The organism is Ancylobacter crimeensis (assembly GCF_023016805.1).
Taxonomy (GTDB): domain Bacteria; phylum Pseudomonadota; class Alphaproteobacteria; order Rhizobiales; family Xanthobacteraceae; genus Ancylobacter; species Ancylobacter crimeensis.
Genome location: NZ_JALKCH010000004.1, coordinates 34,517 through 52,614, shown reverse-complemented (window position 1 = coordinate 52,614; position 18,098 = coordinate 34,517). Strand labels below are relative to the sequence as shown.

Below are 18,098 nucleotides of genomic sequence, written 5' to 3'. Positions count from 1 at the left end.
CCGTGCCGGGGTGCCCTGTCCTTCACCCGCCGCCTGGCCGGATGCAAGCCTCACCAGCCCCTTTCCCCGAAGGGTGAGGGCCGGGACCAGGGATCATGGCCACCGGCCATTCCGACACCGCCCTCACCCGAGCGCCGCGCCGGCCTCGTGCCTGAGCCGGCCTCGTGCCTACGAGGCGCCCCCCGTCGCAGGGCGTGCTGCACCGGACATGCCCCTACCTGCCGGCGCAAACGCCCCCTGCCCAATGGGGAGCGGCCGGGTAAGGGGTCGCGTCCGGCACGGACACGCCCCCCGCTCCGGCTCAATCCGCCAGTACCGCCCGCCCCATCACCGGGGTGGAGGGGGCCGCCATGTCGCGGGCTTCCATCGGGTCGGCGACGAAGGCCTCGCGGCCGGCCTCGATGGCGCGGGCGAAGGCGCGGGCCATGCGTGCGGGATCCCCGGCCTTGGCGACGGCGGTGTTCAGCAGCACGGCGTCATAGCCCAGTTCCATCGCCGCCGCGGCGTGGGAGGGCAGGCCGATGCCGGCATCCACCACCAGCGGGATGCGTGGGAAATGGGCGCGCATGGAGCGCAGGCCATAGGGGTTGTTCAGCCCGCGGCCGGAGCCGATCGGCGCCCCCCATGGCATCAGCACCTCGCAGCCGGCGGACACGAGCTTCTCCGCCACCACGAGGTCTTCCGTCGTGTAGGGAAACACCTCGAAGCCGTCGCGGCACAGGATGCGCGCGGCCTCGACCAGGCCGAACACGTCCGGCTGCAACGTGTCGTCCTCGCCGATCACCTCGAGCTTCACCCAGGGCGTGCCGAACAGCTCGCGCGCCATTTGCGCCGTGGTGACGGCTTCCTTCACCGTCTTGCAGCCGGCGGTGTTGGGCAGCACCTTCACGCCGAGATCCTTGATCAGCGACCAGAAGCTCTGCCCCGCCTTGCTGACCCCGGACTCGCGGCGCAGCGACACCGTCACGATCTGCGAGCCGCTCGCCCGGATGGCGTCGGCCAGGATCGCCGGCGAGGGATATTGCGCCGTGCCCAGCAGCAGCCGGGACGAGACCTGCGTGCCGTAGAACTCCAGCGGATCGGCGCCGGGGGTGCCGGCATTCATGTTCATCGCGTCCATCTCATCCTCCCTGCATGGGAGCCAGGATCTCGACCCGGTCGCCGGCGGCGAGCGGGGTCGCAGGTCGGGTCACCGCGCGCACCATCGCGCCGTTCAGAGCGGTGGCGACGATCGCGTCGGCAAGGCCGCGTTCGGACAGAAGCTCGGCGAGGGTGCGCGCCCCCGTTTCCGAGGCCTCACCATTCACGACGATCTTCATCCATCACCTCCGGGAAATAGGCCCCTTCGAACGCCACCTCCGCAGCCCTGCGGGCAAGGGCCGGGGCAGCGAGGAAGCCGTGGCGGTAGAGGCCGTTCACATAGATCGTGCGCCCCCGCTTGCGGATGCGCGGCAGGTTGTCGGGGAAGGCGGGCCGCACATCGGCGCCGATCTCGGTGATCTCCGCCTCGCCGAACGCCGGGTGAAGCTGGTAGACGGCCGAGAGCAGCTCCAGCATGGAGCGCCCGGTAACGCGGCCGCGCTCGTCATTCTCGATCGAGGTGGCGCCGATCATGAAATGCCCGTCGCCGCGCGGCACCACATAGACCGGGATGCGCGGGTGCAGCATGCGGACGGGCCGCTTCAGCGCGATCTCGCGGGTGAAGAGCACCAGCATCTCGCCCTTGACCCCGCGCAGGTCAGCGAGCCGGTCGCGCGCGGCCAGCCCCCGGCAGTCGACCACGATGTCGGCATCGGCGGTGAGGCTGGACTCATCGTCCACCACATCGGACTCATAAGCCATCCTCACGCCGAACTCGCCCGTGAGCTTGGTGGTCAGCGCCGCGAGCGCCTTGCGCGGCTCGAGATGCGCCTCGGTGGGGAAGAACAGGCCCTGATCGAAGCGCCCTTCGAGGTCCGGCTCCAGCGCCGCGATGCGGGCGCCGTCGATCCACTCATAACCTTCGGTGCGGCGGGAAAAGCGTTTCAGATCAGGCAGATCGCGTGGGGGGGCGAGCACGAGGCTGCCTTCCTGCGGCACATCCGGCACAGTGCGCCGCCAGTAGTCGAGCGATTCGAAGCCGAGCTCGGCGATCAGCGGCTCCGCGCTCTCGCGCTCGCACCACGGCGCGAGCATGCCGCCGGCAAACCACGAGCAGCCCTGCCCCGTCGCCGCGCGACGTTCGATCAGGGTAACGCGGGCCCCCCGCTGCGCGAAGGCATGGGCGCAGGTGAGACCGGCCACGCCGCCGCCAACGACGGCAACACGCATCTCATTGGCGACATTGGCCTTTCCGGCCTGGGTCGATTCGGTGTCGTAGCTGTTCGGAGATGTCATCACCCCTCCCTCCGCCAGTCCAAACTGGATCAGGTTCAAAGGGTCGCCATGCCGCTGGGCGTGGGAAACGCCGTCGCGCCGATGGCCTCTCAGCCTCCTGACGAGGCTCCCCCGGACGCGACTGATATAATGTGTTGCCGCCCGGATGTCACCGTGGGCGAAGATGATCGCGTACAAAAACCGCGCAAACCCGGCAGACGGGCTAGTCGCCGCGCCTGAGCTTCTTCTGCAGGCTCACGACATTGTCGCCAAGCGGCCGGCAGGCCTGCAGAATCGCCCGCTCCAACGCATCGCGGCTGAAGGGCTTTGAAAGGCGCGGCTGGGCCGGATCCGCATTCTCGGGCAGTTCGGCATAGCCGGTACCAAGCACGGCCGGGAGCGTCGGGCGGCGCTCGCGGATGGCCGCGACGAGTTGAAGCCCGGTCATGCCCGGCATCGCCTGGTCGGTCAGAACGACATCGAAGGGCGCGCCGGCATCGATGAAGCGCAGGGCCTCCATGCCCGACGACGCCTCCGTCACGGTGTAACCGAGATCCTCAAGCATCGCAGCGGTAGAGGTCAGCACCAGCACGTCATCGTCAACCACGAGCACCCGGACGCCTTGCCCGTCGGGCATTTGCGAGGTCGCGACCACCTCGATCTCCGGCTCCGCGGCCGGCTCCACGATGGCGATGGGCAGGAATATCTCCGCCGTCGTTCCTTCCCCACGCACGCTGGACATCACCAGGCGGCCACCTGATTGCGCCGCAAGGCCGTGGACCATGGCAAGGCCGAGCCCGGTACCCTTTCCTACCCCTTTGGTTGTGAAGAAAGGCTCCGTCGCCCGCGCCAGCGTGTCCTCATCCATCCCTTCCCCGCTGTCGGTGATCGACAGGCAGAAATAGCGGCCGGGCGCCAGAACCGGGCCTTCGGCTGCAGGGTCCCCGGCAAGCTCGTCGCCCGACCCGATCTCCACCTCCCGGGCGCCGATGACGATGGTGCCGCCACCCGGCATCGCATCGCGTGCATTCACCGCAAGGTTGAGGAGAGCCAGTTCCAGTTGGTTGGCATCCGCCCGCGCGAGAGGCAGTCCAAGCGGGAACCGCATCTCGATCCTCACCGTCGGCCCGATGGAACGGCGCAGGAGATCGGCCATGCCGAGCACCAGTTCCGGCACGTCCACCGGCTCCGGCTTCAGATCCTGCCGCCGGGCAAAGGCAAGCATGCGCTGGGTGAGGGCGGCGCCGCGCTGCGCGCCCTGGATGGTATTGTCGATCAATCGGAGCAGCCGCGGGTCGTCCGGCACACGCTTGCGGGCGAGTTCCAGATTGCCAAGGATGACCGCCAGCAAATTGTTGAAATCGTGGGCAACTCCGCCCGTGAGCTGACCAACCGCCTCCAGCTTCTGCGCCTGCCGCAGCGCCGCCTCGGCGCGTCTGCGCTCCGTGACATCGACCAGGCCGCAGAGCGTCGAGGTGATGTGCCCGTCCGCGTCACGTTCGGCCACGGCCGAAAGCATGCAGTCGTGCACCCGCCCGTTCTTGGCCACCAGACGGTATTCCGCCTCGCGCAACTCGCCTTCGTTGAGAAGGCGGGGCCAGTGCTGCTCGTTGCGCTGGCGGGCGGACTCAGGGGTCATGAACTCGGTGAGAGCGTGGCCGATCACCTCGTCCCGCCGATATCCGAACAGTGCCAGCCAACGGTCGCTTACCTGCTCGATCCGGCCTGCGGCGTTGAGTGAATGAAGGGGCAACGGGGTGCGGGCATAAAGATGGCGGAAGCGTTCCTCGCTCCGGCGCAGCGCGTCCGCCTCGCGCCGCGCGAAAACCGAGATGCGGCGGTCATACATGGCTGCCAGAATCGCCGCGCCGAGTACCAGCAGCGTGGCCGCCGTGATGGCGATGCCAAGCAGAACATGATCGAGTGGCATTCCATCGGCTATGACGGGCGGAGCTGACGTAGCCACGTCGAATCGGGTGCCATGCATCGCCATGTAGTGCATGCCGATGACCCCGAACCCCATTGCCAGGGCCGCGGCGCCTTTTTGCAGGAGCGAATTGGCGCGAAATGCCAGCCAGAGCGCCGCCGTAGACGCGCCGGCCGCAATGACCAGCGCTGCGATCACATGCAGGGGCTCATAGAACACCTGGGCTTCCACGCGCATCGCACTGATGCCGAGATAGTGCATGCCGCAGATGCCGAGCCCCATCAGCACGCCGCCAAGGGCATAGGACAGCTGGCCCGCACTGGCCCGACCGGCAATCAGAAAACCGGTGCCCGTGGCCGAGATGGCAACCAGAAAGGAGCCAAGGGTCAGCGTGCCGTCATAGGGTACGTCCCGTCCCATCCGGAAAGCCAGCATCGCGACGAAATGCATCGCCCAGATGCCGCCACCCATGACGACTGCGGCAGCGGCGATCCATCCGAAGCGCGAGGCACGTTCGGCGTCGCGGATCCGGCCGGCCAGATCGAGCGCGGTGTAGCCCGCCGCGATCGCGATGACCGCCGACAGAACCACAAGCAGGGGATCATGAGCCGCGCCGCCGACCATTCTTTCCATGCCCGCAGGATCATGCAGCAGGACGCCGCCCGGCTGTGCGAGCGGCGTCCCGGATTATCCATCAACCACGGCAGGATGCCGCAGTTTGAACCATGTGCCTAGCTGGCCGCCTTCACGTGTTCAGGCTTGCCCTTGCGCTTGGTGGAGGCCAGTTCGTCGAGTTGCTTCTCGCTCATCGATTCGTACATCGATCGGGAAGCACCTTTGAGATCGGAAGGCTTCTCATCGCCCCGCTTGGCGGCGAGCGCGGCACCAGCCGCCTTTTGCTGCGCCTTGGATTTCGCGGGCATGGCCATTCCTCCTCGACAGGATCAGGACAGATAACCCAGCAGCCAGAGGCCGAGAATGATCGGCAGCGGGATGCCAATGAGCCAGAGAAGTCCACCCTTCATCATTTGGTCGTCCCTCCATTGATGTGATGCTGTCTCAACGGCAGACAACGGAGTTTGGTTCCCCATACTGGCCATGGCGATATCCTGTTCCAGATTGAGGTGGGATACATCACGAGAAGGACCTCGCCTTGCCACCCCGCTCCGCGCCACCGTTGTGCGACACCACACCTCCGCACCCTCCGTCTGCCCGGTCCTCGGAAAGCCTGATCCGGCGCTACCTTCCGAACGAATGGGGCCCTCTGCTCGGATTGCTGGCGGCGGCAGGTTTCCTGTTTGGTTTCGCAGTGATCGCGAACGCGGTGATCGAAGGCGACACCCATGCTTTCGACGAGCGCCTGCTGGTCGCCTTCCGCAACCCGGCCGATCCGGCCGACCCGCTCGGGCCGCAATGGCTGAAAATCATGATGCTGGACATCACCGCGCTGGGCAGCGTTTCGGTGCTCAGCCTGACCACTCTGATCGCGATCGGCTATCTTCTGATCGACGGCAAGCGGGCCGTCGCAGGCTTCATCGCCGTCGCGATTGCCGGAGGCGCAGGACTCAGCTTCGCCTTGAAGAGCGGCTTCGACCGCCCGCGGCCGGATCTCGTCTCGCATCTCGTCGACGTGCACACGCTGAGTTTTCCCAGCGGCCACGCGATGCTGTCGGCGGTGACGTTCCTCACCCTCGGCGCCCTGCTCGCCCGCACGCAGGATTCGCGACGACGGCGGAGCTACATCGTGGGCACGGCCATCTTCCTTACGCTTCTGGTCGGCTCCAGCCGCATCTATCTCGGCGTGCACTGGCCGACCGACGTGCTCGGCGGCTGGTGCGCCGGCAGCGCATGGGCGCTGGCCTGCTGGACCCTGGCACTCGCACTGCAGAGGCGCGGCCGGATCGAGGGCCAGGCTCCGGCGGACACTCTGCCGGTCTAGTTGCGAAGCATGTGCACAGACAGTTGTGGACGCTCTCGCCCGCGCTATGATCACCTCCGTGCCGGGGCAACACGGCGGGTCGAGTGGGAGTGAAGGCATGTCGAGGAAGGCACCGGAGGGTCTGCTCATCGCCGAAATGGGCGTGATCGAGACGATCGAGTCGGATAACGTCCTGCGGTGGGACGGCGAGATCCTGTATGTCGAGCAAGACATCTACCACAATGGCCAGCTCGTTCACCGCAAGTACAAGCGCCGCGTAACCAAGGACGTCGCGCGCGCGATCCTGGCAATGGCCGGCCCCACGCATTGAGCAAGGTTGCTGGCGGAGAACGACGCGCGGTGCGGCGGTTCAGGTGACTGTGCGCGATCCGCCGGTTGGCGACCGGGGAAGGACAGAACAGGGATATGAAGTCGAAGCTGCAAAAGGCAGCTGCTCAGGGCGGAAGGCGACAGGTTGCGGCATTGCCATATCGTCTGGATGCGAATGGCAAGGTCGAGGTGCTCGTGCTGAGCTCCCGCGAGACGCGCAGGGCCGTCATCCCAAAAGGATGGCCCATGAGGAACGTCAAGGACTGGAAGGCCGCCCAGATCGAGGCGCGTCAGGAAGCCGGTGCCGTCGGCAGCGTCTCGCGCAAGAAATTCGGCGAATATGAATATTGGAAGCGACTCGAGCAGATCTTCCTGCTGGTCAAGGTCGCCGTCTATCCGATGAAGGTTACCCGCCAGCTCGCCGACTGGCCGGAGCGCCATGAGCGCTCACAGCAATGGTTGCCAGCGCGCGATGCGGCCTTGCTGGTGGAGGAACTGGACCTCTCCAGCCTGATCGTCGACTTTGCCGAGCGGCTGGAACACGGCAAGAAGGAGCCTTCGCCCGGCTCCGGCAAGCACAAGCGCAGTTCGAAGCTGCGCAAGACGAACGCCGAAAAACGGGACCTGCAGACGAGCTGACCGCGCCGCCTTGGTCCCGGCAGAGGGAAGCGATGCCCATCCCGACCCTTCCGCCGGGATGGGCATTCACAGGTCAGTTGATAATCTGGACGATGCGGTGAGTCCGCGGATCCACCAGCACGGTCTGGTCGTTCACCACCGTGTACCGATACTGGGTCTGGCCGTAGTCCGCGGGAACATCGTAATAGCGCACGCCGCTCGCGGGCAGTTCGGAGCCTACGACGACCTGGCGGTCATAGGTGTAGGACGGTACCCGCTCCTCGACGACATAGGTATGGAAGCGAGAGCGCTGGTCGTCGGAAATACCGCCGACAACGGCGCCGGCTACCCCGCCGACAACCGCGCCCACCGGACCGCCGACCAGAGCACCGCCGACAGCCCCGGTCGTCGCCCCGGCAGCAACACCTGCGCCGTCCTGTGCATTGGCGGCCACGGGAATCGCGAGAAGGATCGCACTGGCGAAGATGGCTTGGCGTATCATGATCATCTCCTTGTGAACACCAATTCGGTTCCGCCAATCAACGTCGATCCAACTTCTCCGTTCCATTGACACAAAACAAATCGGCGACGTCTATTTGAAGACATCTTCTCGCCACAAGGAGAACACGAGGGCATTATTTCAGGAACATTCCACCCTGGTCCGCGTTATCGGCCTCCACTCATCGGGGGGGTTGGCCGGCGTGAAACAGCCGGCCCCGCTCAGCAATGAGCACCATCGCCAGCGCACAGCATCCCAGCACGCCGAACCCCACTGTCAGCGGCAGGGTCGTGCCGTCAAAATGCTGGCCGAGCGCAAAGCCGAGCAATGCGCCGCCTACCGTGCTGGCAAAGCCGATGAGCGAGGAGGCGGTGCCCGCCACATGGCCGACCGGCTCCATCGCCACGGCATTGAAGTTCGAGGCCATCAGGCCGAAGCAGAACATCATCGCCGATTGCAGAACGGCGAAGGTCCACAGCGTCTCATAGCCGGCAACCGCCACCGCGCCATGGGCGACGGCTGCGATGATGAAGCCGAAGAGCGCGGTGTGCGAAACCTTGCGCATGCCGAGCCGGCCGACGATGCGCGCATTGAGCAGCGAGGACAGCGCCATGAAGAGGGCGATCAGCGCGAACACCGTCGTGAACAGGTGCGGCGCCTTGAAGGTTTCGGCGAAGATCTGCTGCGCCGAGTTGATGAAGCCGAACAGGCAGCCCATCGCCATGGTCATGGCCAGCGTATAGAAAACCGTCACCCGGCTGCCGAGCACGAGGCCGACCGCATGGCGGATTCCGGCGAGGGAAATCGGCGTGCGGTCCTCAGGGTGCAGCGTCTCCGGCAGGCGCATCACCACCCACAGCAGCGTCACCACCCCGAACAGCACCAGCAGGCCGAAGATGCCCCGCCACGGCGCAACCAGCAGAATGATCTGCCCGATCGACGGCGCAAGGATCGGCACGGCGAGGAAGACGATGAAGGCGAGCGACATCACGCGCGCCATCTGCCGCCCGGAATAGCAGTCGCGCACGATCGACATGGCGAGCACCCGCGTCGCCGCGGCGCCGACGCCCTGCACCACCCGCGCCACCATCATAACCTCGAAGGAGGGAGCGGACATGGCGAGGAGTGATGCAAGAACGAACAGCACCAGCCCGACGATCAGCACCGGACGCCGACCGAAGCGGTCCGACAGCGTGCCATAAATGATCTGCGCGGCGCCGAAGCCGAGCAGATAGGCGGTCACGACGAGCTGGACATGGTTGCCAGCCTCGATGCCCAGCGCCTGCCCGATCTGCGGCAGGGCCGGCAGCATCGAGTCGATGCTGATCGCATTGGTCGCCATCAGCATGGCGATGAAGGCCACGAACATGCGGAAGCTCATGCCGTGGGCCGGGGGCGGCGATCCGCTGGTATCGGGCGTTGCGGCAGCGGCGGGACGGACGATCTGGGAACGGACAGCGGACACGGGCGCGGGACTTTCTGTGACGGCAGGCGACGGCCCAACAGCCGGCGATCGGCGCCTTATGCCGCAATTCGCGCGGAAACCCTATGCCCGCTGCGCCACATCCGCGTAGATCGGCAGGAGACGGGCGCAGGAGATGGGCACAGGACAGGGGCTCGCTTCCCGCAGGCCGCGCCCCATATCCTTCCCCGATACCGCCCGCGCTTCGCCTGTCCGCGTCGCCGTCCAAATGGAGAGTTCCATGGCCCATCCCGCGCTGTCCCCCTCGCATGTCGCCGTCGTCACCGGCGGCGCTTCCGGCATCGGGCTTGCCGCCGCCAAGGCCTTTGCGGGCGTCGGAATGAAGGTCGTGCTGGCCGACCTGCCGGACGCGGCGCTGGAACGGGCGCGGATCGAGGTGGCGCGCGCGGCGCAGGGCGAGGAAGCGGCCGTGCTCGCGATCGCAACCGATGTCGGCAACCGCTCCAATCTCGAATGGCTGCGCACCCAGGTCGAGGCGGCGTTCGGACCGGTGCATGTGCTGATGAACAATGCCGGTACCCAGCCCGGCAGCGACATCTTCGGGCCTTCGGAGAACTGGGAGAAGGTGCTGGGCACCAATCTGTGGGGCGTCATCCATGGCACGCAGGTTTTCGGCCCGGCCATGGCGGCCTCCGGCCTGCCGGGGCTCATCATCAATACCGGCTCCAAGCAGGGCATCACCACGCCGCCTGGCGATCCCGCCTACAACGTCTCGAAAGCTGGGGTGAAGGCCTTCACCGAGGCGCTGCAGCACGAATTGCGCAACACCCCCAGCTGCCAGGTAAGTGCGCATCTGCTCATCCCCGGCTTCGTGTTCACCCCGCTCGCCGCCAAGGGACGCACCGAAAAGCCGGCCGGCGCATGGACGCCGGAGCAGACGGTGGATTTCATGCTGGGCGCGCTGGAGCGGGGCGACTTTTATATTCTGTGCCCCGACAACGAGGTCGACCGCGCGCTCGATGAGCGCCGCATCCTCTGGGCGGCGGGGGACGTGGTGGACAATCGCCCCCCGCTCTCGCGCTGGCACCCCGACTATCAGGGCGACTTCGCCGCCTTCGCCGCCTTCGCCTCCGCCGGCCCGTCGACAAGGCCGGACGAAGGCACGCCCGTCGAGCAGCTGAACGCTTCCAACGACGACTGACGCCTATACGCCGATCGGCATCAATGCCGGATCCCGCACCACGGCCCGCGGTGCGACGATCTCCTTCCACGTCGACAGCGCGCGGTGCGGCGCAGGAAAAGAGGGGCGCGGCACGAAGCGCCCACGCCCGGGCCGGGGCGCCTCGTTGCGGCCGGCGGAATGTACCACCTCGCCGCGCGACAGCGTGTAGCGCGGCAGCCCCCGCACCTCGACGCCCTCGAACACATTGTAGTCGATGATCGAGGCCTGTCGCGCCGCCGAGATGGTCTTGCCGAGCTTCGGGTCGAGCACGACGAGGTCGGCATCGGAGCCGGGAAGGACGGCGCCCTTGCGCGGATAGATGTTGAGGATCCGGGCGATATTGGTGGAGGTCACTGCCACGAACTCGTTGGGCGTCAGCCGGCCGGTTTCGACGCCCTTGGTCCACAACACCGGGAGCCGGTCCTCCAGCCCGCCGGTTCCGTTCGGGATGCGGGTGAAGTTATCGAGCCCCATGCGCTTCTGCTCGGCCGAGAAGGCGCAATGGTCGGTCGCCACCACCTGGAGCGAACCCGCCGCAAGCCCGGCCCACAAGCCGTCCTGATGTGCCTTGTCGCGGAAAGGCGGCGACATCACGCGCTGTGCCGCGTAATCCCAATCGGCATTGGCATAGACGCTTTCGTCGAGCACTAGGTGCTGGATCAGGGGCTCGCCATAGACCCGCATCCCCTTCTGCCGCGCTCGGCGGATGGCTTCATGCGCCTGCTCGCAGGAGGTGTGGACGATGTAGACCGGCACTCCCGCGGCGTCGGCGATCATGATGGCACGGTTGGTCGCCTCGCCCTCCACTTCCGGCGGGCGTGAGAAGGCATGCCCTTCCGGCCCGGTGATGCCATCCGCCAGCAGCTTCTGCTGGAGCGCGGCGACGATGTCGCCATTCTCGGCATGGACCAGCGGCAATGCGCCGAGCTCGGCGCAGCGCTGGAACGAGGCGAACATCTGGTCGTCATTGACCATGAGCGCGCCCTTGTAGGCCATGAAGTGCTTGAAGCTGTTGACGCCACGCGCCACCACCTGCGGCATCACCTCGAAAATGGCCTGCGACCAGCCGGTGATGCACATGTGATAGGAATAGTCGGAGGAGGCCTGCCGGGTTGCCCTTTCCTCCCAGATATTCAGCGCGCCAAGCAGATCGTCGCCTTCGGGTATGACGAAGTCGACCACCATCGTGGTGCCGCCCGCCAGCGCCGCTGCCGTTCCGCTTTCCCAGGTCTCGGCCGCCGTGGTGCCCATGAAGGGCATTTCGAGATGGGTGTGCGGGTCGATGCCGCCGGGCATGATGAAGGCACCCTCGGCATCGAGCACGGTGTCACCCGCAAGGTCCGGCCCGATCGCCGCGATGGTCTCGCCCTCGATCAGCACGTCGGCGGCATGGGAGCGGTCGGCGGCGACGACCGTGCCGCCCTTGATCACAATGGACATGGCCCCCTCCCTCAGACAATGCCGGCGGTCTCGATGGCGGCGTGCAGCAGAACCTCGGTTCCGGCCGCGGCCCATTCCGGGGTGATGGCCTCGTCCTCATTGTGGCTCAGGCCGTCCACGCAGGGGCAGAAGATCATCGCCGAGGGCACCACCTTATTCATCCAGCAGGCATCGTGGCCCGCGCCCGAGACGATGTCGCGATGGGAGTAGCCGAGCCGGCCCGCCGCATCGCGGATGCTTTCGAGCAGGGCCGGGTCAAAGGCGACGGGATCGAAGCCCTGCACATCGTCGATGGCGAGGCCGAGTCCCATCTCCTGCGCGATCGCCGCCGCGCCTTCACGCAACTCGGCCTCCATCGCCCTCAGCACGGCGAGGTCGGGATGGCGGAAGTCGACGGTGAACACCGCCTTGCCCGGAATGATGTTGCGCGAATTGGGCGAGATATCCAGCCGGCCCACCGCACCGACGCCGAGCGGCGCATGGCTCCAGGCAATCCGGTCGACCAGCTCGATGATGCGCGCCGCGCCGAGCCCGGCATTCACCCGCTTCGGCATTGGGGTGGAGCCGGTATGCGCCTCCTTTCCGGTCAACGTCACCTCGATCCAGCGCAGCCCCTGGCCATGGGTGACCACCCCGATGTCGATGCCTTCATCCTCGAGGATCGGTCCCTGCTCGATGTGGAGTTCCAGATAGGCATGAGCCTTGCGGGCGCCGACCGGCTCCTCGCCCTTGAAGCCGATGCGCTCCAGCTCCGCGCCCAGCGTCTTGCCCTCCGCATCGGTGCGCCCATAGGCCCAGTCAAGTCCATAGGCGCCGGCATAGACGCCCGAGGCGACCATGGCCGGGGCAAATCGGGCTCCCTCCTCATCGGTCCAGTTCACCACCTCGATCGGCCGGCGGGTACGGATGCCGAGGTCGTTCAGCGTGCGCACCACCTCCAGCGCGCCGAGAACGCCGAGCACGCCGTCGAACCTGCCGCCCGTCGGCTGGGTGTCGAGATGCGAGCCCAGCATCACCGGCAGGGCGTCGGGATCCGCTCCTTCGCGGCGGGCGAACATCGTGCCCATCTGGTCGACGGCGAGCGTCAGTCCCGCCTCCTCGCACCAGCGCGCGAAGAGAAGACGTGCCTCGCGGTCGGAATCGGTCAGCGTCTGGCGGTTGTTGCCTCCGCGCAGGCCGGGGCCGATGGCCGCCATCTCCATGAGGCTGTCCCACAACCTCTCCCCGCGAATGCGGAGATTGTCGCGGGGCGCGGGCGGGCTGGACGCGGACATGAAGCACTCCTGAACCGATTGCCGCTGATTTGGGCGTGGGCAGGAGATTGGCAAAGGCAATGGGAAGCCGGCAAGCCCCCCATTGCTCGAAGAATGGATATGCACCGTCCCGTCAGAACTTCGGCGGCTCCATGTCGAGCGGCGGCTGGTCCATGGCAGGCAGGTTCAGCTCGATCGTGGCGGGATCGACCGTGGGACCGCTGCTGATCCAGTAGGTCACCGATTCCGGCCACATGATAACGATCACCACGAGGATAAGCTGCATCACCAGCCACGGGATCGCACCCCAATAGATCTGCGAGGTGCGGATCGAGGCCGGGGCGATACCGCGCAGATAGAACAGCGCGAAGCCGAAGGGCGGGTGCATGAAGGCGGTCTGCATGTTCACGCAGAGCAGCACGCCGAACCAGATGAGGTTGATGTCGAGCTTCACCGCCACCGGCACCAGCAGCGGAATGATGATGAAGGCGATCTCGAAGAAATCGAGGAAGAAGGCGATGAAGAACACGAAGACATTGACGAAGACCAGGAACCCGACCCGTCCTCCCGGAAGCTGGGAGAGCAGATGCTCGATCCAGCGCGAGCCGTCCATACCCTGGAATACCAAGCTGAACACGGTGGCGCCGATGAGGATGAACACCACCATCGCGGTGAGCCGCATGGTCGAGGCCATCGCCTGACGGATCAGCGGCCAGGTCAGCCGCCGGTGCATCGCCGCCAGCACGATGGCGCCGACCGCGCCCATGGCACCAGCTTCCGTCGGCGTGGCGAGGCCCAGAGCCAGCGTGCCGAGCACGAGCGCGATGAGCACGACCGAGGGAATCATGCCCCACAGGACCTGCCGGATCAGCGGCCATCCGCCCTCCCCGATCGCCTCGGGCGGCAGTGGGGGCATGGTGCTCGGCTTGACCACCGAGAGGATCGCGACATAGGCGAGGAACAGCAGCACCTGCAGGATCGAGGGGCCGATGGCACCGAGATACATGTCGCCGACCGGCTTGCCGAGCTGTTCGGCCAGCACGATGAGGACCAGCGAGGGCGGGATGAGCTGGGTGATCGTGCCGGACGCTGCGATGACGCCGGTGGCGAGCTTCTGGTCGTAGCCATAGCGCATCATCACCGGCAGCGAGATCACGCCCATCGCGATGACCGATGCCGCCACCGTACCCGTGATGGCCCCAAGGATGGCGCCCACGATGATGACCGCATAGGCAAGGCCGCCCGGCACCTTGCCGAACAGCTTGCCGGTGCCTTCGAGCAGATCTTCCGCCAGCCCGCACCGCTCCAGGATCGCGCCCATGAAGGTGAAGAAGGGAATGGCAAGCAGAAGGTCGTTCGAGATGATGCCGTAGAAGCGCAGCGGCAGCGCCTGCAGGAAGCTCGGGTGGAAATGGTCGGTCATTATGCCGATGCTGCCGAAGAACAGGCCGACGGCAATGAGCGAGAAGGCGACCGGGAACCCGGCCAGCATGAAGCAGATCATGCCGCCGAACATCAGCGGGGGCATTATGCCGTGTGAAAACATGCGCGGGCTCGCTGAAATGTCCGGGAAGGGTCGGGCGAGAGGCCGGGTTACGGGCCGGTCGATGGAAGGCCGTTACTGCAGCGGCTTTTCGTAATCGGTCTCGATCTCGATCGCTCCGCACAGACCGGCGATGCGCTTGATCAGTTCGGAAAGGCCCTGCACCGTGAGCAGCGCGAAGCCGAGCGGCAGCAGCAGCTTTGCCGGCCACAAAGTGAGCCCGCCGGCGTTCTGCGACACTTCGTTCGAAACGAAGGCCTGCCAGAAGAAGGGCCAGCACAGAAATGTGAGATAGATGCCCGCCGGGATCAGGATGAGAAGGAAGCCGGCGGCATCGAGCAGCAGCCGGCCGCGCGGGGGCAACATCATGTAGACGAGGTCGACGCGCACATGCTCGTTCATCTTGAGCGTATAGGGCGCACCGAGCAAAACGACCGCGCCGAACAGGTACCACTGGATTTCCAGCAGTCCGTTGGTGCTGTAGCTCAGCAGATAGCGGACGGTCGCGTTACCTGCGCTGATCAGGCAGGCGGCGAGCACGCAATAATCGGCGATCCGGCCGAAGCGTTCGTTGAACCAGTCGATACCCCTGCTCAGCGCAAGCAGCGCATTCATCCCGGCGCTCCCCCAGCGTCATTATCGTTGGCCTGTTGCATCAGGCTTGTCTATCGCTGCAGCAAGATAGACGATCGTCGCACCGGCGATAAGCCGCGCGATGCGGTTTCTGCGCACACATGCGGAAACATCCTGCGCCGGCCGCGTTCTCCTCGGAAGCTGCACCGAACGAGGAGCACGGTCATGAGCGCCCGATCCCCTGAGAAGGATCTCCAGCACCTCAAGGCGGACGAGACCCCACCGATCGCGGGCTCGCCCTTTCCTTCAGCCGCCAAAGCCGCACCGAAAAGCCGGGACGAGAAAAAGCGGGAGGATGAGGCGGTCGACGAGGCACTCGAAGACAGCTTTCCTGCCAGTGACCCGCCAGCCTTCACCCGCACGACCGGCGTCAAGGTCGATGACTGAGGAAACAGAGGAAGCGATGCGATGAAAGACGAACTGAATGGCCACAAGGGCAACGACGGCACCTTCAGCGACGACAAGGATCGCGGAAAGGAGGCGGGCGCAAAGGATGAGGGCAAGAAGTCGCCGAAATCGGTTCCGGCGGGCAACCCAACCAATAGCGGCGAACAGACAAAGCCTGTCGGCTCCAGCCGCTGATCAAGGCACGATCGATGAAGCAAGGCGCGCCCGGCCCGGCGCGCCTTGCTTGCGTTCAGGCGGCGCGACGCGCCGGATCTGACTGATGACCGCCTACGACCTCTTCTTCGATATCGACGACGACCGTCCGACCCTCATCACGCTGGTCGCTGAACCAGCGCGGATCCGGGGCGAAGCTGCCCTCGCGCGCCATCTGGCGGGCAATGAGCTCGGCGGCCCCGAAATCGGCGGCCTCGACGCTGATCTCGGCGCGCTGGCGAATCGTGATGGTGCGCTCGAGCGTCACGGTGAAATTCGGCATGGGACTTTTCCTTCAGGTCTCTACCGCGACGACGCCGACGAATGGCATGCGACGCGTCTCCCGTCTTTCCGCAGGATGGCCGCGTCAGACGGCCACGTACCGACTCCATGCCCCAGGGAATCGGCACTGAAACGGGATGTGAACAAGGCGCCGCAACGGGCGCCGGCATCTCTATCGGTGGAATTCTCGTGAGTCCGGGCTTGCGGGTCTCCTGCGCTGGTCATTGGGCCGCGCTGCTATAGGGCGAGCCGTGCCGGGCTGTCCACATGACGTTACGGAGCGTCAAAATCCGGCCACATGCAGGCTGGTACGATGATGCGGCGCAATATGAGCACCCTCAACCCGCCATTCGGACGGATCGTACATCCCCTTCCAGAATCGCGACGTCGCGCCTGTTTCCGGTTCGAAAGGCCGCCAAGCTCGGCAAGCCCTCGACATGCGGCAGCGCAATATCATTTGCCGGCACCCTAATTATTTCAAATATTTAACCAAGAAACGAATGGACTGAGGCGAAATTTCTGAGATGGTCCTAGGACAAATCGCCGGCGCGCATCGCCGCGCGCTGCCGGCCGCCAGGGCCGGTAATGACAAGAATCATCCTTGCGCCTGAGGGATCAGCCATGGCGAACGTCTCTTCCGACAAGATGTCGCTGCCCGCATTGACGGCCATGGTCGTCGGCTCGATGGTGGGTGCCGGCATCTTCAATCTGCCGGGCCGCTTCGGCGCGGCCACGGGCCCGTTCGGCGCCATTATCGCCTGGGCCATCGCTGGCACCGGCATGTACATGCTGGCCCGCGTGTTCCAGTCCCTGGCGGAACGCCGCCCCGACATCGACGCCGGCGTCTTCGCCTACGCGAAGGCCGGGTTCGGCGACTATATGGGGTTTCTGTCCGCCTTCGGCTACTGGCTGGGAAGCTGCCTCGGCAATGTCTTCTATTGGGTGCTGATCGGCTCGACGCTCGGTCGCTTCTTTCCCCAATGGTTCGGCGACGGCAGCACGGCGTTCGCCATCATCGTTTCGCTGGTCGGCGTGTGGGCCTTCCATTTCATGATCCTGCGCGGCGTCGAGCAGGCCGCCTTTATCAATGCCATCGTGACGATCGCGAAGATCGTGCCGATCGTGGTGGCGGTGCTCGCCTTCATCGTCTTCTTCAAATACGACCTGTTCCGCGAGAATTTCTTCGGCGGCGTCGGCATGCCGGACAAGTCGCTCATCTCGCAGGTGCGCGACACCATGCTGATCACGGTGTTCGTGTTCCTCGGCATTGAAGGCGCGAGCGTCTATTCCCGCTTCGCGAAGAAGCGGTCGGACGTCGGAACGGCGACCATTCTCGGCTTCGTCGCGGTGACCGGCCTTATGGTGGCCGTCACGCTGCTGCCCTATGCGAACCAGCCGCGCGCTGCCATCGCCGGCATGCAGCAGCCCTCCCTCGCCGGTGCGCTGGAAGCGGTGGTCGGCCACTGGGGCGCTGTCTTCATTTCCATCGGCGTGCTCGTCTCGGTGCTCGGCGCCTATCTCGCCTGGTCGCTGATCTGCGCCGAGGTGCTCTTCGCCGCCGCCAAATCAAAGGACATGCCGAAGCTCTTTGCGGCCCAGAACGGCAACCGGGTGCCGGCGAACGCGCTCTGGCTCACCAACATCGTCTGCTCGATCTTCGTCATCTCCACATATTGGTCGCGCGACGCCTTCAACTTCATGCTCGACATGACCAGCGTGACCGCGCTGCTGCCCTACCTTCTGGTTGCCGGTTATGGACTGCTTCTGGCGCGCAGCGGGCAGGGCTATGAGGGGGTGCCGGAGAAGCGCGGCCGTGACCAGATCTTCGCCGGCATCGCCGTCGTCTACACGCTGTTCATGTTCATCGCCGCCGGCCTGAAATACGTCCTCCTCGTCGCGGTTCTCTTCGTGCCCGGCACCATTCTCTATGTCTGGGCGCGGCGCGAGCAGCAGGCGCGACTGTTCAGTCCTGTCGAGACCATTATCTTCGCAATCACTGCGATTGCCGGTCTCATCGGTTTCTACGGTCTCCTCTCCGGAACCATAACCCCCTGA

Annotated in this window: 20 protein-coding genes and 1 riboswitch; of the genes, 7 read left to right on the top strand and 13 right to left on the bottom strand. The window is 65.7% G+C overall.

Going from position 1 to position 18,098, the window contains the following annotated elements:
- Positions 1–301: 301 nt before the first annotated feature.
- The 6 genes from MWN34_RS06410 to MWN34_RS06385 all read right to left on the bottom strand — a co-directional run bounded on the left by MWN34_RS06410 (position 302) and on the right by MWN34_RS06385 (position 5,382).
- The gene (locus MWN34_RS06410; RefSeq protein ID WP_247028346.1) at positions 302–1,105 is read right to left on the bottom strand and encodes a thiazole synthase; all 804 of its coding nucleotides are present in this window, start codon (positions 1,103–1,105) and stop codon (positions 302–304) included.
- A gap of 16 nt (positions 1,106–1,121) precedes the next feature.
- A complete protein-coding gene (gene thiS / locus MWN34_RS06405) occupies positions 1,122–1,319 on the bottom strand; it encodes a sulfur carrier protein ThiS (protein WP_247027751.1) in 198 nt (65 codons plus the stop codon).
- The gene (thiO, locus tag MWN34_RS06400) at positions 1,297–2,310 is read right to left on the bottom strand and encodes a glycine oxidase ThiO (RefSeq protein WP_247028345.1); all 1,014 of its coding nucleotides are present in this window, start codon (positions 2,308–2,310) and stop codon (positions 1,297–1,299) included. The genes thiS and thiO overlap by 23 nt, the downstream gene beginning before the upstream one ends.
- A 54-nt stretch (positions 2,311–2,364) precedes the next feature.
- Positions 2,365–2,499, bottom strand: a riboswitch (TPP riboswitch).
- Between the two features lie 79 nt (positions 2,500–2,578).
- Entirely contained in the window at positions 2,579–4,915 is a 2,337-nt protein-coding gene (locus MWN34_RS06395) for an MHYT domain-containing protein (protein ID WP_247027749.1), read from the bottom strand.
- Positions 4,916–5,013: 98 nt separating this feature from the next.
- A complete protein-coding gene (locus MWN34_RS06390; protein WP_247027747.1) occupies positions 5,014–5,205 on the bottom strand; it encodes a DUF3008 family protein in 192 nt (63 codons plus the stop codon).
- A gap of 21 nt (positions 5,206–5,226) precedes the next feature.
- Entirely contained in the window at positions 5,227–5,382 is a 156-nt protein-coding gene (locus tag MWN34_RS06385; RefSeq protein WP_247027745.1) for a hypothetical protein, read from the bottom strand.
- Positions 5,383–5,555: 173 nt separating this feature from the next.
- Between MWN34_RS06385 and MWN34_RS06380 the strand changes: the two genes are divergently transcribed.
- The 3 genes from MWN34_RS06380 (at position 5,556) to MWN34_RS06370 (ending at position 7,169) form a co-directional block, all read left to right on the top strand.
- The gene (locus MWN34_RS06380) at positions 5,556–6,221 is read left to right on the top strand and encodes a phosphatase PAP2 family protein (protein WP_247027743.1); all 666 of its coding nucleotides are present in this window, start codon (positions 5,556–5,558) and stop codon (positions 6,219–6,221) included.
- 97 nt (positions 6,222–6,318) lie between these two features.
- A complete protein-coding gene (locus MWN34_RS06375; RefSeq protein WP_247027741.1) occupies positions 6,319–6,531 on the top strand; it encodes a hypothetical protein in 213 nt (70 codons plus the stop codon).
- Between the two features lie 95 nt (positions 6,532–6,626).
- A complete protein-coding gene (locus MWN34_RS06370) occupies positions 6,627–7,169 on the top strand; it encodes an NUDIX hydrolase (protein WP_247027739.1) in 543 nt (180 codons plus the stop codon).
- 73 nt (positions 7,170–7,242) lie between these two features.
- Here MWN34_RS06370 and MWN34_RS06365 read toward each other — a convergent pair whose 3' ends face one another.
- Positions 7,243–7,650 carry a DUF1236 domain-containing protein gene (locus MWN34_RS06365; RefSeq protein ID WP_247027737.1) on the bottom strand — a complete coding sequence of 136 codons (408 nt, stop codon included), beginning with the start codon at positions 7,648–7,650 and terminating at the stop codon, positions 7,243–7,245.
- 178 nt (positions 7,651–7,828) lie between these two features.
- The gene (locus MWN34_RS06360) at positions 7,829–9,028 is read right to left on the bottom strand and encodes a multidrug effflux MFS transporter (RefSeq protein ID WP_247027735.1); all 1,200 of its coding nucleotides are present in this window, start codon (positions 9,026–9,028) and stop codon (positions 7,829–7,831) included.
- A gap of 322 nt (positions 9,029–9,350) precedes the next feature.
- On the opposite strand from MWN34_RS06360, the gene MWN34_RS06355 reads away from it, so the two are divergent.
- Positions 9,351–10,271, top strand: coding sequence for an SDR family NAD(P)-dependent oxidoreductase (locus tag MWN34_RS06355; RefSeq protein ID WP_247027733.1), 921 nt, complete (start codon positions 9,351–9,353; stop codon positions 10,269–10,271).
- Between the two features lie 3 nt (positions 10,272–10,274).
- Here the strand turns inward: MWN34_RS06355 and hydA are convergent, their stop codons facing one another.
- The 4 genes from hydA to MWN34_RS06335 form a co-directional block, all read right to left on the bottom strand.
- Positions 10,275–11,732 (bottom strand): dihydropyrimidinase, encoded by a 1,458-nt coding sequence (gene hydA / locus MWN34_RS06350; protein WP_247027731.1) that lies wholly within the window; start codon positions 11,730–11,732, stop codon positions 10,275–10,277.
- Positions 11,733–11,743: 11 nt separating this feature from the next.
- Positions 11,744–13,006, bottom strand: a complete 1,263-nt coding sequence (locus MWN34_RS06345) for a Zn-dependent hydrolase (protein WP_247027729.1) — start codon at positions 13,004–13,006, stop codon at positions 11,744–11,746.
- Positions 13,007–13,118: 112 nt separating this feature from the next.
- A complete protein-coding gene (locus tag MWN34_RS06340) occupies positions 13,119–14,531 on the bottom strand; it encodes a TRAP transporter large permease (RefSeq protein ID WP_247027726.1) in 1,413 nt (470 codons plus the stop codon).
- 72 nt (positions 14,532–14,603) lie between these two features.
- Positions 14,604–15,143: a TRAP transporter small permease subunit gene (locus tag MWN34_RS06335; protein ID WP_247027724.1), complete on the bottom strand. Its 540-nt coding sequence runs from the start codon at positions 15,141–15,143 to the stop codon at positions 14,604–14,606.
- 183 nt (positions 15,144–15,326) lie between these two features.
- Here MWN34_RS06335 and MWN34_RS06330 point away from each other — a divergent pair, with 183 nt between their 5' ends.
- Together MWN34_RS06330 and MWN34_RS06325 are read left to right on the top strand one after the other, a co-directional pair.
- Positions 15,327–15,548 carry a hypothetical protein gene (locus tag MWN34_RS06330; protein ID WP_247027722.1) on the top strand — a complete coding sequence of 74 codons (222 nt, stop codon included), beginning with the start codon at positions 15,327–15,329 and terminating at the stop codon, positions 15,546–15,548.
- A 21-nt stretch (positions 15,549–15,569) separates the two neighbouring features.
- A complete protein-coding gene (locus MWN34_RS06325; RefSeq protein ID WP_247027720.1) occupies positions 15,570–15,743 on the top strand; it encodes a hypothetical protein in 174 nt (57 codons plus the stop codon).
- A gap of 55 nt (positions 15,744–15,798) precedes the next feature.
- On the opposite strand, the gene MWN34_RS06320 is transcribed toward MWN34_RS06325, so the two are convergent.
- Positions 15,799–16,044 (bottom strand): hypothetical protein, encoded by a 246-nt coding sequence (locus tag MWN34_RS06320; RefSeq protein ID WP_247027718.1) that lies wholly within the window; start codon positions 16,042–16,044, stop codon positions 15,799–15,801.
- Between the two features lie 620 nt (positions 16,045–16,664).
- Here MWN34_RS06320 and MWN34_RS06315 point away from each other — a divergent pair.
- The gene (locus tag MWN34_RS06315; protein WP_247027716.1) at positions 16,665–18,098 is read left to right on the top strand and encodes a basic amino acid/polyamine antiporter; all 1,434 of its coding nucleotides are present in this window, start codon (positions 16,665–16,667) and stop codon (positions 18,096–18,098) included.

Coding starts and splice junctions, on each gene's coding strand:
- MWN34_RS06410 (WP_247028346.1), bottom strand. CDS start 1,105: ATGAATGCCGGCACCCCCGGCGCCGATCCGCTGGAGTTCTACGGCACG.
- thiS (WP_247027751.1), bottom strand. CDS start 1,319: ATGAAGATCGTCGTGAATGGTGAGGCCTCGGAAACGGGGGCGCGCACC.
- thiO (WP_247028345.1), bottom strand. CDS start 2,310: ATGCGTGTTGCCGTCGTTGGCGGCGGCGTGGCCGGTCTCACCTGCGCC.
- MWN34_RS06395 (WP_247027749.1), bottom strand. CDS start 4,915: ATGGAAAGAATGGTCGGCGGCGCGGCTCATGATCCCCTGCTTGTGGTT.
- MWN34_RS06390 (WP_247027747.1), bottom strand. CDS start 5,205: ATGCCCGCGAAATCCAAGGCGCAGCAAAAGGCGGCTGGTGCCGCGCTC.
- MWN34_RS06385 (WP_247027745.1), bottom strand. CDS start 5,382: ATGGCCAGTATGGGGAACCAAACTCCGTTGTCTGCCGTTGAGACAGCA.
- MWN34_RS06375 (WP_247027741.1), top strand. CDS start 6,319: ATGTCGAGGAAGGCACCGGAGGGTCTGCTCATCGCCGAAATGGGCGTG.
- MWN34_RS06370 (WP_247027739.1), top strand. CDS start 6,627: ATGAAGTCGAAGCTGCAAAAGGCAGCTGCTCAGGGCGGAAGGCGACAG.
- MWN34_RS06365 (WP_247027737.1), bottom strand. CDS start 7,650: ATGATACGCCAAGCCATCTTCGCCAGTGCGATCCTTCTCGCGATTCCC.
- MWN34_RS06360 (WP_247027735.1), bottom strand. CDS start 9,028: ATGAGCTTCCGCATGTTCGTGGCCTTCATCGCCATGCTGATGGCGACC.
- MWN34_RS06355 (WP_247027733.1), top strand. CDS start 9,351: ATGGCCCATCCCGCGCTGTCCCCCTCGCATGTCGCCGTCGTCACCGGC.
- hydA (WP_247027731.1), bottom strand. CDS start 11,732: ATGTCCATTGTGATCAAGGGCGGCACGGTCGTCGCCGCCGACCGCTCC.
- MWN34_RS06345 (WP_247027729.1), bottom strand. CDS start 13,006: ATGTCCGCGTCCAGCCCGCCCGCGCCCCGCGACAATCTCCGCATTCGC.
- MWN34_RS06340 (WP_247027726.1), bottom strand. CDS start 14,531: ATGTTTTCACACGGCATAATGCCCCCGCTGATGTTCGGCGGCATGATC.
- MWN34_RS06335 (WP_247027724.1), bottom strand. CDS start 15,143: ATGAATGCGCTGCTTGCGCTGAGCAGGGGTATCGACTGGTTCAACGAA.
- MWN34_RS06330 (WP_247027722.1), top strand. CDS start 15,327: ATGAGCGCCCGATCCCCTGAGAAGGATCTCCAGCACCTCAAGGCGGAC.
- MWN34_RS06325 (WP_247027720.1), top strand. CDS start 15,570: ATGAAAGACGAACTGAATGGCCACAAGGGCAACGACGGCACCTTCAGC.
- MWN34_RS06320 (WP_247027718.1), bottom strand. CDS start 16,044: ATGCCGAATTTCACCGTGACGCTCGAGCGCACCATCACGATTCGCCAG.
- MWN34_RS06315 (WP_247027716.1), top strand. CDS start 16,665: ATGGCGAACGTCTCTTCCGACAAGATGTCGCTGCCCGCATTGACGGCC.